This window comes from Spirulina major PCC 6313, assembly GCF_001890765.1.
In the GTDB taxonomy this organism is placed as follows: domain Bacteria; phylum Cyanobacteriota; class Cyanobacteriia; order Cyanobacteriales; family Spirulinaceae; genus Spirulina; species Spirulina major.
On record NZ_KV878783.1, the window covers coordinates 2,828,762 to 2,840,913 of the forward strand.

13 protein-coding genes and 2 pseudogenes are annotated in these 12,152 nt (G+C 56.2%); 10 read left to right on the plus strand and 5 right to left on the minus strand.

Going from position 1 to position 12,152, the window contains the following annotated elements; genetic code table 11:
- Nucleotides 1-69: 69 nt before the first annotated feature.
- Genes argC through rsmG form a run of 4 tightly spaced genes read left to right on the plus strand, consistent with a single transcriptional unit; the run spans nt 70 to nt 5,808 of the window.
- Nucleotides 70-1,125, plus strand: coding sequence for an N-acetyl-gamma-glutamyl-phosphate reductase (gene argC / locus SPI6313_RS12430; protein ID WP_072621285.1), 1,056 nt, complete (start codon nt 70-72; stop codon nt 1,123-1,125).
- Nucleotides 1,125-3,827 (plus strand): CBS domain-containing protein, encoded by a 2,703-nt coding sequence (locus SPI6313_RS12435; RefSeq protein ID WP_072621286.1) that lies wholly within the window; start codon nt 1,125-1,127, stop codon nt 3,825-3,827. The genes argC and SPI6313_RS12435 overlap by 1 nt, the downstream gene beginning before the upstream one ends.
- Nucleotides 3,828-3,872: 45 nt before the next feature.
- Entirely contained in the window at nt 3,873-5,057 is a 1,185-nt protein-coding gene (locus tag SPI6313_RS12440; protein ID WP_072621287.1) for a serine/threonine-protein kinase, read from the plus strand.
- Nucleotides 5,050-5,808 (plus strand): 16S rRNA (guanine(527)-N(7))-methyltransferase RsmG, encoded by a 759-nt coding sequence (gene rsmG / locus SPI6313_RS12445; RefSeq protein ID WP_072621288.1) that lies wholly within the window; start codon nt 5,050-5,052, stop codon nt 5,806-5,808. The genes SPI6313_RS12440 and rsmG overlap by 8 nt, the downstream gene beginning before the upstream one ends.
- Nucleotides 5,809-5,897: 89 nt before the next feature.
- Here the strand turns inward: rsmG and SPI6313_RS12450 are convergent, their stop codons facing one another.
- Nucleotides 5,898-6,383, minus strand: a complete 486-nt coding sequence (locus tag SPI6313_RS12450) for a hypothetical protein (RefSeq protein ID WP_072621289.1) — start codon at nt 6,381-6,383, stop codon at nt 5,898-5,900.
- A gap of 36 nt (nt 6,384-6,419) precedes the next feature.
- Nucleotides 6,420-6,845: a hypothetical protein gene (locus SPI6313_RS12455; protein WP_072621290.1), complete on the minus strand. Its 426-nt coding sequence runs from the start codon at nt 6,843-6,845 to the stop codon at nt 6,420-6,422.
- A 246-nt stretch (nt 6,846-7,091) separates the two neighbouring features.
- Here SPI6313_RS12455 and SPI6313_RS12460 point away from each other — a divergent pair, with 246 nt between their 5' ends.
- Entirely contained in the window at nt 7,092-7,511 is a 420-nt protein-coding gene (locus SPI6313_RS12460; RefSeq protein WP_072621291.1) for a hypothetical protein, read from the plus strand.
- A gap of 54 nt (nt 7,512-7,565) precedes the next feature.
- Here SPI6313_RS12460 and SPI6313_RS12465 read toward each other — a convergent pair whose 3' ends face one another.
- Nucleotides 7,566-7,814 (minus strand): type II toxin-antitoxin system RelE/ParE family toxin, encoded by a 249-nt coding sequence (locus SPI6313_RS12465; protein ID WP_217650593.1) that lies wholly within the window; start codon nt 7,812-7,814, stop codon nt 7,566-7,568.
- A gap of 382 nt (nt 7,815-8,196) precedes the next feature.
- Between SPI6313_RS12465 and SPI6313_RS24790 the strand changes: the two genes are divergently transcribed.
- The 4 genes from SPI6313_RS24790 to SPI6313_RS12485 all read left to right on the plus strand — a co-directional run bounded on the left by SPI6313_RS24790 (nt 8,197) and on the right by SPI6313_RS12485 (nt 10,035).
- Nucleotides 8,197-8,328, plus strand: coding sequence for a hypothetical protein (locus SPI6313_RS24790; protein ID WP_281248396.1), 132 nt, complete (start codon nt 8,197-8,199; stop codon nt 8,326-8,328).
- Between the two features lie 26 nt (nt 8,329-8,354).
- Nucleotides 8,355-8,690: a type II toxin-antitoxin system HicB family antitoxin gene (locus tag SPI6313_RS12475; RefSeq protein WP_139276633.1), complete on the plus strand. Its 336-nt coding sequence runs from the start codon at nt 8,355-8,357 to the stop codon at nt 8,688-8,690.
- Entirely contained in the window at nt 8,687-9,109 is a 423-nt protein-coding gene (locus tag SPI6313_RS12480) for a type II toxin-antitoxin system VapC family toxin (protein WP_072621293.1), read from the plus strand. Before SPI6313_RS12475 ends, SPI6313_RS12480 begins: the two co-directional genes overlap by 4 nt.
- A gap of 428 nt (nt 9,110-9,537) precedes the next feature.
- On the plus strand, nt 9,538-10,035 hold the full coding sequence (locus SPI6313_RS12485) for a tetratricopeptide repeat protein (RefSeq protein ID WP_175551132.1): 498 nt from the start codon (nt 9,538-9,540) through the stop codon (nt 10,033-10,035).
- Here SPI6313_RS12485 and SPI6313_RS12490 read toward each other — a convergent pair.
- Together SPI6313_RS12490 and SPI6313_RS22355 are read right to left on the minus strand one after the other, a co-directional pair.
- Nucleotides 9,939-10,202 (minus strand): annotated as a pseudogene (locus SPI6313_RS12490) (IS66 family transposase); the annotation flags it as partial. The gene SPI6313_RS12485 and the pseudogene SPI6313_RS12490 sit on opposite strands and share 97 nt — an antisense overlap.
- An 11-nt stretch (nt 10,203-10,213) precedes the next feature.
- Nucleotides 10,214-11,041, minus strand: coding sequence for an IS1 family transposase (locus tag SPI6313_RS22355; RefSeq protein ID WP_084668882.1), 828 nt, complete (start codon nt 11,039-11,041; stop codon nt 10,214-10,216).
- 72 nt (nt 11,042-11,113) lie between these two features.
- Between SPI6313_RS22355 and SPI6313_RS12500 the strand changes: the two are divergent.
- A pseudogene (locus SPI6313_RS12500) lies at nt 11,114-12,118 on the plus strand (CHAT domain-containing protein); the annotation flags it as partial.
- Between the last annotated feature and the right edge of the window lie 34 nt (nt 12,119-12,152).

Here is a 12,152-nt window from a genome sequence, read left to right on the forward strand (position 1 = left end):
CAGAATTGCAGGATTAATACTAGAATGCAGCCATTGTTGCGATAGATCAGCGAAAGCGAAAAGAGTGATATGAGCGAGTGTCTAAAGGTTGGGATTGTGGGAGCCTCTGGCTATGGCGGGGTTCAACTGGTGCGGATGTTGCTCGACCATCCCAATGTGGAACTGGTTTATGTGGGAGGGAAAAGCAGTGCGGGGCAACTTTTTTCAGAACTGTACCCCCATTTTGACCAGCAGTTTGATCTCAAAATCGAACCCATTGATGTGGAGGTGATTAGCGATCGCTGTGATGCGGTTTTCTTGGCTCTCCCCAATGGTTTGGCCTGTGATCTCGCGCCGCCTCTGATTGAAAAAGGCTGTAAGGTGTTAGACCTTTCGGCAGACTATCGCTTCCAAGACCTCAACACCTATACCGCTTGGTACAAAAAAGAGCGCACCGATCACGCCCTGAATGAAACAGCGGTGTATGGGTTACCGGAACTCTATCGCTCGTCGATCCAGGAAGCGAACTTAATCGGCTGTCCGGGGTGCTATGTGACGGCGAGTTTGCTCGCGATCGCACCTCTCCTCAAGCAAGGTTTAATTTTGCCCGAAACCGCAATTATAGACGCGAAATCCGGCGCATCGGGGGGCGGTCGGCAGGCAAAAGTGGGGATGCTCCTCGCTGAAGCCGGGGAATCCTTCGGAGCCTACGGGGTTGCTGGCGCTCACCGTCACACCCCAGAAATTGAGCAAATTTGCAGCGACCTAGCCGGGAATCAGATGCGGATTCAATTCACGCCCCATCTACTCCCCATGGTGCGGGGCATTCTCGCCACGGTCTACGCCACCCTGCGCGATCCGGGTCTCGTCCGTGAAGACCTGCTCACGATTTATAAAGCCTTTTACCGCTCCTCGGACTTCGTCAAAGTCCTGCCGGCGGGAACCTATCCCCAAACCAAATGGGCGGCCGGTACTAACCTTTGCTATCTCGGTGTGGCGGTGGATCATCGCACCGATCGCGTCATTGTCCTGTCGGCCATTGATAACTTGATCAAAGGGCAATCGGGGCAGGCGGTGCAATGTCTCAACATCATGATGGGCTGGCCGGAAACCCTAGGCTTGCCCACCCTGACGTTTTATCCCTAATGGATCTGATCCTCTGTCATCAAACGGCGGATTTTGATGCCCTGGGGGCGGCGGTGGGTCTGACGCGGCTGCAACCGGGGGCTAAGGTGGTGTTAACGGGGGGAGCGCATCCGGGGGTGAAGCGGTTTTTGGCGTTTCATCGGGATGAGTTGGCGTTGATGGAGCGGCGCAGTGTCGATCCCCAGCGCATCCGGTCGGTGACGGTGGTGGATACCCAGCGGCGCGATCGCCTCGGCATGGCGGCCCCCTGGTTGGAGTTGCCCCACCTGCACCATATCACCGTCTACGATCACCATAGGGCAAGCGATTGTGATATTCCGGCCACGGTACGCCATGTGGAGGCCGTGGGAGCGACGACGACGCTGATGGTGGAGCAACTGCGCGATCGCGCCATCCGTCCCACAGTCTCCGAGGCCACGGTGATGGCCCTGGGGATTCACGTCGATACCCTCTCCCTCACCGCCGCCCAAACCACCCCCCGCGATATCCGCGCTTGGGCGTGGCTGTTGGAACAGGGGGCGGATCTGACGGTGCTGCGGGACTACCTCGATCCGGGTTTAACCCCACAATTACAAAAACTCCTGGCGGTGGCGTTGGATCAACTCCAAACCACGACGGTGCAGGGCTATGCGATCGCGAGTCTCCTCCTTGAAACCCCCGACTTTATCCCCGGCCTCTCCAGTTTGGCGGAACGGTTAATCGACCTCACCGAAAGCCATGCTCTCCTGTTGGGCCATCGCTACCAACGCCGCAACGGCACAGAAAACCGCTTAACGGTGATTGGGCGATCGCGCATTCCCCACACCAATCTCCACAGCCTTTTCCAACCCTGGGGCGGCGGCCACAGCCAAGCCGCCGCCGCCGCGATCCACAACCCCGATCCCGACTGTTTCGATCGCCTCCTCCAGGCCTTCCTCGACCAAATCCCGCCCCCCCTCACCGCCCGCGATCTGATGTCGTCCCCCGTGCGCACGATCCGCCCCGGCACGACGATTAACGATGCTCAACGCATCCTCTTCCGCTACGGCCATTCTGGTCTGTCGGTGGTGAATCCCCAGGATCAACTCGTGGGCATCATTTCCCGGCGGGATCTGGATTTGGCATTACATCACGGGTTTGACCATGCGCCCGTGAAGGCCTACATGAGCCGCACCCTCCACACGATCGCCCCCGACACCGCCCTACCGGAAATCGAGCACCTGATGGTCACCTATGACGTGGGGCGTTTACCCGTGCTCGCGGGCGGGCAATTGGTGGGCATCGTTACCCGCACTGATGTGTTGCGCCAACATTTAACAACTGCCCTCCCTGGTGATGATCCGCGCCCCGATCCGGTGTCCCGCTGTCCCCTGCTGAACCCGCGTTGGCTGTTTGTGCCCGTGATTTGGGATTTTTTGCAACGGTTGGCGGCGGCGGCCACGGAACGGGGCTGGCATCTCTACATTGTCGGCGGGGTGGTGCGCGATTTGCTGATTCAGGGTCAGCGATCGCACCCGTTGCCCCTGATGCAGGATTTGGATTTAGTCGTCGATGGGTTCCACCAGGCCGCCCAAGCGGAAGCCGGGGTAGAGCTTGCGAAAGCGGTGCAGCAGTGGTATCCCCAGGCGCGGCTGTCGGTGCATGGTGACTTTCAAACGGCGGCATTGTTGTGGCATAAAGACCCGGTGTTTGGGTCTTTGGCGGTGGATATTGCCACGGCGCGGACGGAGTTTTACCCCTATCCGGCGGCGAATCCGGAAGTGGAGGCGAGTTCGATTCGTCAGGACTTGTATCGGCGGGATTTTACGATTAATGCCATGGCGTTGCGGTTAACGCCGCCCCGTGAGGGGGAAGTGTTGGACTTTTTTGGGGGCCTGTTGGATTTGCGATCGCGCCAAATCCGTGTCCTCCATGCCAATAGTTTTATCGAAGACCCCACCCGCATCTATCGCGCCGTCCGGTTTGCCGTGCGCTTGGGCTTTACGATTGAACCCCAAACCGTGGACTACATTCGCTACGCAATCAACAGCGGCGTTTATAACCGTTCCCTCAGCCATTACCCCAAAGCCCCCGCCCTCACCACCCGCCTCCGCACCGAACTGCAATCCAGCCTCACCTCGCCCCAGTGGCAGCGGGCGGTGCAATGGCTGAGTGAGTTGGGGGCGCTGCGTTGTCTCCATCCTGATTTATCGTTAACGCCCACCTTGGCCCGGCAATTGCGTCAGTTGGATCGCGGCTTGGCTCGGTTTGATCCGAATCAAACCCTAACATGGTGGCATTTACGCTTAGAGGTGCTATTGACGCAGTTGCCCACCGCCGCCGCGCTACAAGTGGCGAACCAATTACAGTTACCCCAAGACATGAGCCAGCGGTTAGAACGGTTGCAGGCGCGGCGATCGCATCTCGAAGCGACCCTGCCCCAGGGCGATCGCCCCAGCCAAATCGTCGCCCAACTTCACAGCGATGATCTACCACTGTTGGTGTTGATCCTGGTACAAGCATCGCGGCCCGTGCGGCGCATTCTTTGGCAATACCTCACCCACTGGGCCCAGGTAAAAGCCCCCCTCAATGGCAATGATTTAAAAACCTTGGGCTATGCACCGGGGCCGCGCTATCGAGTCATTCTCGATCAGCTATTGAGTGCTACCCTAGATGGCGTGGTTCAGACTCGTGAGCAGGCGATCGCGTATCTTCAGCAGCATTATCCGCCGGAGACCGCCTAGCCGGATAACTTCAGTAAGCAAGATCGTGGTAGTGAGAGAGATTGGATGAGTAACGACTATAAATACAGCCTCAAACCAGCCATTGGCCAGGGCATTTTTGCCACCACCTACCCAGCGATTGAGGTGAATTCTAATCGCCCGGTCATGGTGAAAACCTTGGCGGCCAGCTTGGGCGACCATGAACAGTTTGGCCAGTTTCGCAAACAGGTGTTATCCCTGACGAAAAAGCTCGCCACCTGTACCCATCCCCACTTACCCAGCATTTGGGAAAGCTTCACCGAAGACGGCTACCCCTATTGGGTGAGCGATCGCATTCTTGGCCCCACTCTCCTCGATAAAATCAACGCCGACGGCCCGATCGAACCGGTTCAGGCGGTCCGCTGGTGTGAGCAGATCGGAGGGGCGATCGATGCCCTCCATCGCGCCGGGCTGAAGCACCTTGACCTCCAACCCCACAACCTGATCTATCGCCCCGACACCCGCGATGTGATGGTGGTGGATGTGGGCATCACCAGCGACCTCACTCCGGAACTCCGCCGTACCCACGCCACGATGCTCGCGCCGGGCTACGCCGCCCCCGAACAATACCAACCGAAAGGTGCGCTCAGTGCCCAAGCCGACCTCTACAGCCTCGGCGCTGTCCTGTATTTCTTGCTCACCGGCACGAACCCGCCCCCGGCTCCCCTCCTCGATCACATTTCGATTCAAGATTGGCCGGAATGGCCCGAAGCTGTCCCCCTGCCCCTGCGGGCGGCCATTTTCGCGGCCTTGAACCCCGACCCGAAACAACGCCCTCGCCACGTTTCCCCCTGGCTCCACCAACTCCAGCAAGCGATCGCTCCCCCGCCCCCGCCCCTCGACGAACTCGAAGCCACCGAACCGCCGCCAGCGATCGCCCCTGTGATCACGTCCCCACGGCAAACCCCACCGGCTCCAGTGCCCCAAGGCACGATCGCCGTTAAAAAAGTCACGGTCAAAAAAGAAGCCACGCCAAAAACGGCGCAGAAACCCCCCTCCCGTCAACCCCGACCCGCCAAAACCAAACGCCTCACGCCTCAATTTCCTGTCGGGGCGTTGATGATGACCAGTGTGATTGCGGCCTCGGCGGGGGCGGGGTTTGGCCTGTCCCTGCGGCTGAATCGTCCCTCGGAAGCGGGATCGACGTTCTGGCATGTGGAACAGTCTTTCCCGCCCCACGATCAGAGCGACGACGCAGAAACCAATGACTAACACGCTGCCGGATTTACCCACCTTGCCCACGGAGAGCCTCACCCTCTGGCAAACATCGCTCCAGTGGCAGCCCACCGCCGCGCAACACCAACAGCTAGAACATCTCTATCAGGTGATTTGGCTGGGAAATCGCCATGTGAATTTAACGAGTTTGCTCACCCCTGAAACGTTTTGGGAAAAGCATTTGTGGGATTCTGTGGCGGGGTTGTTGCCGTTGCAGGCGTGGGGCTGGACGGAACGGCCCCAACGGGTGATTGATATTGGGACGGGGGGCGGCTTTCCCGGTTTACCCGTGGCGATTTTGTATCCCCAGCATCGGGTGACGTTGTTGGACTCGACCCAAAAGAAGGTGCAGTTTTTAGGCGATGCGATCGCGACTCTCGGCCTCAACAATGCCGAAAGCATCACCGGCCGGGCCGAAGCGGTGGCCCATGCCCCAAGCCGCCGCGAACAGTATGATGTGGCGTTGATTCGTGCGGTGGCTGCGCCGCCCGTCTGTGTGGAATATGCGTTACCGTTTTTAGCGGTCGGGGGGATCGCGGTACTCTATCAAGGCCATTGGACGGAGGCGGATAGCGATCGCACCCAACACGCTGCGGCCCAAGTGGGCGGCGAACTCCTCCACATTGAAGCCCTGACCACTCCCCTCAGCCAGGGCGATCGCCATTGCATCTATCTCAAAAAAATCGCCCCCACCCCCCACGCCTACCCCCGCACCATCGGCGTTCCCAAAAAAAATCCCCTCGCCTAGTGGACTGTCCACTAGTTTTGGAGATCGCGTCTTACCGGATTATTTTCTTAAGCTCCATACGCCCCTTGTCCCCCGATCAAACATCACCTTCACGGCGCGGCTGGATTGGGCAGCGGCATCGGGGTCGGCATCCCCTGGGGCGAGGGCACGGGTAACGGCGGCATCACTGGCCGGGGCGGCTGCAACAGGGGATGAATCACCGTAATATAGGCGACACTCACCACCAACAGCCCCATCAACCAGAGAATGCTCCGCCGCGACCCTTGCGATCGCTGTTCCGCCAGAAAAACATCTAACTTGCGTTCGGTGCGGTGGAGTTGGGTTTCAAGGTGTTGCAACTGGGCTAGGGTCTGCTGTTCGGAGGTGCTGAACCATTGCCCAAATTCCTGACGTTGACGACGATGGAGCCGAGTCAGGCGATCGTGCAGTTGGTGAAATTGATAATCCATCGGGGTGGAAGCCGGGGGCGTGGCAGCGGCGGGCGGACTCTCCCAGGGGTTTGCCTCGACAAATTCCGCCTCAAAAATGGGGGACGGATGAGGGCGACTGCCGTTTGTCGGGGGACGAGAGTACATGGGCAAAAACTCCTAAACAGAAGGGAACAGAGAACGTTAGAGGCCGTAAAACCGGAACTGGACGGGAGGCGCATCCCCTTGTTGCTTCGCGTCAAGACTGCGATCGCCTTCAACGTGATAGCGGTAATAGCGAATATTAGCCTCGACCCAATAGCAGGCGGGTTGTCCAAGATACGCCTGAACATCAATGAGGTCAGCAAACTGAACGCCTTGACTGGTTTGCTGTTGGAGGGTTTGGGCCGTAGCAAGGGGGATCGGGGTGCTGGTTTCGGGGGCGGCGCAGGTGGGAATTGTGGTGGCGATGAATTGAGTGGTATCAGCAGTGGGGGCGGCTTGGCCGAGATTGAACCAGGGCGATAGGTCAAACGCCCGCTCAGAACCGGCGATCGCTGCCCCGATGATGCCTGCGATCGTGATGCACACCGCCAAGATAATCGAGCCTTTCAAAACGTGATCGAGCATAGCTAATGACCTCCGCGACTCTTTAATAGTATAAGTGTACCACAAAAAGCCATGACCATCATCTCCCCCGATCATTGACCCCAACAACAAGCACCATCACTTGAGCAGCGATCGCACTGTCGAGATGCCCTGAGGGGAATTGCGATCACAACGCTCCCCAATGTTTCGCCCAACTGCGAAAACAGGGATTGAGCGTCCTGTAAATCAATAAGGTTATTTTCGGTAAAATTCAGAGGATTAAAAACAATGCGTTTAGCGATGAAATTGTGGGGCGGAGTCTTGACCGGGGCGTTGTGTGTGGCGTTGCCGGGGTTTGATGGTGTGCAGCCGTCACAGGTTGCGATCGCGCAGACCGTCGAAGATCGCCACGCCGAAGCCGAGCGTTTGATGAAAGCCGGGGGGGAAGACCTCAAAGCGGGCAATTACCAAGCAGCACTGACCGGTCTGCACCAGGCCTACGCTCTCTATCGAGCCAGCGAAAATGTCGCTGGCTTAATCCAAACCTCGTTACTGTTGGGCTATGCTCACGCCGGTTTGGGTGAAACGGAACGAGCACGCGGCATTTTTCAAGGCTTGTTAGATTTGGCGATCGAGTCAGAGTTTCAATGGCTAGAAGACCAAGCCCGCAAAGGGTTACAGATTGTACAACGTGCCGCTGCTCAATAGTTCCGTGCTGTGGGGCGACTGGGTGGCGGGGGTTTTGCGGGTGGGGTTGCCGGGTTAGTTGTCTGGCAGGGGTGGGCGTGAGGCGTGACGAATAGGCAGAATCCTGACCGTCGGCGGGTTTTGCTGGTCGAGGACAGTGAACAGAATCCGATAGGCATTGCGTCCCTTGCCATAGATGAGTTGCCGAATGTCTTGGCTAAATTTGTCATTTTCTGGTGCAAGGGAGCAGCGATTGGGCATCGTTGTGAGGGATTGAATCTTGCGAAGGAGGTGAACATACCAGCTTTTTGCTGCGAGATCCACAGGAAGGCAGCATCAGCCTCCGACTCAGCAATGCTGGCGATTTGGATGCGGTAGCTCATGGGGTGGGCGGCAGGCTGTGTTTCTGTTGCTGCTCGGCAACAAAGTCATCAAAGTTCCGATAATTGCCTGTTTCAAAGTTGTCTAGGCCCTGTTGAATACCTGAAATTGCGTCTGCGGTTTCTTGGGCTTCCCAGGTGAGGAGTTGGGCGGCGAGGATGTTGATGTCTTGCCCTTGGTCTTGGTTGAGTGGGGATGTTGTTCTGAGATCGTAGCTTTGCCTTCAATTCATTTGGTTCAACAATTTTTGACCAAATTGCGAAAACGGGGGTTGAGCGTCCTGTAACTGGATACGGTTGTTTTGTGTGGAATGGGAGGATTGCAGATGATGCGGTTATCGGCAAAGTTGTGGGGCGGTTTGGTGGCGGGGGTTTTGCTGGTGGGGTTGCCGGGTGGGGTGATGGGGTTGGATGGGAGTGCGATCGCCCTCCCAATGTTGGCTAGAATCGGGGAGTAGTCGATCGGGGCAGACCTTGAATGATTGTGAGTACGTCACTTCAAACCCACTCAATTCCAACCTATGCGGTGATTGAAACTCCAGCGGCAGGGGAATTTTTGGCAACGGTTTTAGGTTGGCCGAATGTACAGACGCGAGGCGGCAGTCGTCAAGAAGTTCTCGCCAAGCTCCAGGCGTTGGTGACGGAGCGTTTAACCCAGGTTGAACTCATTCCCCTGGCATTACAGATTCCTGATTCTCCTCAAGGTCATCCTTGGTTGGAGTTTCCGGGGGTTTATCAGCACGATGAGCAGTTTGATGCGGTGATGGCGGAAGTGGCGGCCTACCGAGCGTCTCAAGATCCTGGGGCTGGGTTGGTGTGAGTTTGTGGATTTTGGATACGGATCATGTTTCGCTGTTTCAGCGAGGACACCCGCAGGTTGTGGCACGGGTCAGCCAAGTCCCAGCCGTGCAGTTGGCGATCGCGATCGTCACGGCAGAGGAGTTGATTCGGGGTTGGCTAGCAGTCATTCGACGGGCTAAAACGGTGTCGGAGTTGGGTCAAGGGTACACCCAGTTTGGTCAAACCCTAAGGTTTATCAACACCATTCAGGTGGTGAATTTTGACCCAAGCAGTGAGCAAATTTATCAGGAGTTACAATCTCGTAAGTTGGGGATTGGTACTCAGGATTTGCGCATTGCAGCAATTGCTGTGGCGGCGGAGGCTATTGTGGTGACACGAAACCAGAAGGATTTTGCGAAGGTGTCTGATTTGGTTTTGGCAGACTGGACAGTGGCTTAAATCGGCCATAGACCCATTCACCCCCCGTAACTATTTTCCTGCTCAACTGCGAAAACGTGGGTTGAGCGTCCTGTAAATGAATAAGGTTGTTTTGTGTGAAATGGGAGGATTGGAGATGATGGGGTTATCAACAATGCTGTGGGGTGGCAGTGTTTCAAGTTAACCCGCCAAGAACTGAAGTTCTTGGCTCATAGCGAAAACCCGTTAAAACGGGTTCTGGGAGTGGGCTTTAGCCTACTTTGGCTATGAGCCGGGGATTTGAATCCCTGGCGGGTTGGGTATTTCACGGTTAAGTTCACGCTGATAGATGTCCCCGCCGGTCTTGGTTTGTCGCTCATCGCAATATTTTTTCTGTCCAATTGCGAAAACGGGGGTTGAGCGTCCTGTAACTGGGTAAGGTTGTTTTGTGTGGAATGGGAGGATTGCAGATGATGCGGTTATCAACAACGCTGTGGGGCGGTTTAGTGGCGGGGGTTTTGCTGGTGGGGTTGCCGGGTGGGGTGACGGGGTTGGATGGGGGGGCTGTGGCACAGACCATTGAAGATCGAAACGTGGAAGCGGCTCGTTTATGGGATGAGGGACATGAATATTTTCAAGCAGGTAATTACCAGTCTGCTCTTGAAAAACTGCAACAGGCTTACGCTATCTACGAAGAGATTGAAGATCTAGGTGGAATAATTAGCACTTCTTTACTAATGGGAGACGTTTTCATCGGTCTAGGCGAAACTGAACGAGCACGTAGCATTTTCCAAGGGCTGTTGGATTTTGCCATTGAGACAGATTTTGAACGATTGGAAGAACAAGCACGACAAGGTTTACAAGTAAGGATTCAGGTAGCAGGGATGAGGGAAGGCATGGAGACTTGCTCAGGAGAAGCCGTCGCCATCAAAGCTTGTTTCAAGAAACTCAACACCGAACGCCCTTGAGTCCGACAAGTCTGAATCACACTCAGTAACCTTGCCGTCTGGGCAAAACCTGCCATCGAACGCGAGCCACCACAAACCTTACGCTTGGTTACAGCCAACCGCAACGAGCGTTCCGCACGATTATTATCCGGGGGAATTTCTGGATGGGACAGGAAATACCACCACTGATGGTAGTGCATTAGATTATTGTGGGGAAGGAGAGGATATCCTGCCAACTCCAGCGATGGTCAGTCAATCCTGCTCGTTGTGCCGCCGTGCTCTTGTAGCGACTGTGCTGCCAGATCCAGTTGAAATAACTCACCACTAAACGCACCGTCACCTTTGTCTGCTGCCACAGTTTGCCAAACTTGTTCTGTCGTCGATGCCACCTACCCGTCTGCTGCCTGATAATTCCATTGGTACGCTCCAACCGTTGCGTTTGGTCTTTGCCAATGTAGTGCTCAATTTCCAGCGGCAGTACCCGCTCATATCCTCCCCAGTTGTCACTATTCCATTGCTGGCAATGGGTCTTTCCCTCCGTGCTCACCACCAGTTCTTCAATCAGTTCATCGGTGTGTTTCCCCACTCGTGCTGTCAAGATTAACCCGCTCGAATCTGCCAAACTCATCGCAATCCAGCAATCGCCTACTTCAACTTCTTCGGGCAAGCATTGTTTGTTTTTTTTCACGAATGACCACATCTCATCAGCACTCACGTCCTCCGTTTCCACGCCCTGCACTTGGTCGTTATGAACCAGCAAAGCTTTAGCACTGGCGGCACGAATAATACTGACCACGGTGTTATAGGCTAATCCGCTGATGCGGCTGACTCCTCGCAAGCTAGTGCCTTCACTGTGGGCTTGAAGTACTTGCTCAATCTGCTCCGGAGTAACATGGCGATAGTAGTAGAGGGTGTCAAAACTCTCGGCAAAGGTTTGCTGGCAGTGAGGGCAGAAGTAGCGTTGATGACCATTGGGCATTTTGCCGTGTTTGTGGGTTTTGGGATGACCGCAGAGCCGACATTCCATAGTTTTAGTGCAGTGGTAACGATTCCTCTACTTTACCAAACCCACATCATTTTGACGCACTACCGGCGCGATGAGGATTTACGCCTTGATGATTTGGTGCAATTTACCCGCGATTCTCTCGGTGTGCGTGGTCTGGACTTACGCACCCTGAATCGCCTCGTTGCTGCCGTCGATCGCGACCAATTTAAACGCAACCTCTACACCGAAGCCCAACTCCTGACCAAACTCCACGAAATCTTAATCGCACCCATCGCCGACCTCCTCCCCGAAAATCCCGAAGATCGCGTCGTCTTCCTCCCCCAAAGTTCCCTCTTCCTCGTCCCCTTCCCCGCCCTCATCGATGCCAACGGCGATTACCTGATCGAAAATCATACGATTCTCACCGCCCCCTCCATCCAAACCCTCGAACTCACCCGCGACCAAAAGAACAAACCCAGCGGCCAAGGCGCACTCATCGTCGGCAACCCCACCATGCCCAGCGTCGCCGCCGAATTTGGAGCCGAACCCCAACCTCTCACCCCACTCCCCGGAGCCGAACGGGAAGCCCTTGAAATTGCCAACCTCCTCAACACCGACGCACTGATCGGTAACGAAGCCACCAAAGCCGCCACCGTTGCACAGATGCAAAATGCCGAAATCATTCACCTCGCCACCCATGGATTGCTGGATGATATTCGCGGCATGGGAAGTGCGATCGCCCTCGCCCCCGACGCTAATTTTCAACCCGCCCCCGGCCAAACTAACGGCCTGCTCACCGCCGAAGAAATCTTCGACATGGACTTAAAAGCGGATTTAGTCGTGCTGTCCGCCTGCGATACCGGACGGGGGCGGATTACCGGGGATGGGGTGGTGGGGTTGTCGCGATCGTTTGTTTCCGCTGGAGTGCCCAGTATTTTGGTGTCCCTCTGGGCTGTACCTGATGCCCCCACCGCCGAACTGATGACCGAGTTTTATCGCCAGCGGGCGGCCACGGGGGACAATGCCCAAGCCCTGCGCCAAGCGATGTTACAAACGATGCGAACTCACCCCGACCCGCGCAACTGGGCGGCGTTTACCCTGATTGGCGAGGCAGATTGATCAGCTTGAAAATCAACAGGATCGGACACTTTGC

What these genes read in the sequence shown, in the direction of transcription:
- argC (WP_072621285.1), top strand. Translation starts at nt 70, where the DNA reads ATGAGCGAGTGTCTAAAGGTTGGGATTGTGGGAGCCTCTGGCTATGGC.
- rsmG (WP_072621288.1), top strand. Translation starts at nt 5,050, where the DNA reads ATGACTAACACGCTGCCGGATTTACCCACCTTGCCCACGGAGAGCCTC.
- SPI6313_RS12455 (WP_072621290.1), bottom strand. Translation starts at nt 6,845, where the DNA reads ATGCTCGATCACGTTTTGAAAGGCTCGATTATCTTGGCGGTGTGCATC.
- SPI6313_RS22355 (WP_084668882.1), bottom strand. Translation starts at nt 11,041, where the DNA reads ATGGAATGTCGGCTCTGCGGTCATCCCAAAACCCACAAACACGGCAAA.
- SPI6313_RS24790 (WP_281248396.1), top strand. Translation starts at nt 8,197, where the DNA reads ATGATGCGGTTATCGGCAAAGTTGTGGGGCGGTTTGGTGGCGGGGGTT.
- SPI6313_RS12485 (WP_175551132.1), top strand. Translation starts at nt 9,538, where the DNA reads ATGATGCGGTTATCAACAACGCTGTGGGGCGGTTTAGTGGCGGGGGTT.
- SPI6313_RS12440 (WP_072621287.1), top strand. Translation starts at nt 3,873, where the DNA reads ATGAGTAACGACTATAAATACAGCCTCAAACCAGCCATTGGCCAGGGC.
- SPI6313_RS12460 (WP_072621291.1), top strand. Translation starts at nt 7,092, where the DNA reads ATGCGTTTAGCGATGAAATTGTGGGGCGGAGTCTTGACCGGGGCGTTG.
- SPI6313_RS12450 (WP_072621289.1), bottom strand. Translation starts at nt 6,383, where the DNA reads ATGTACTCTCGTCCCCCGACAAACGGCAGTCGCCCTCATCCGTCCCCC.
- SPI6313_RS12435 (WP_072621286.1), top strand. Translation starts at nt 1,125, where the DNA reads ATGGATCTGATCCTCTGTCATCAAACGGCGGATTTTGATGCCCTGGGG.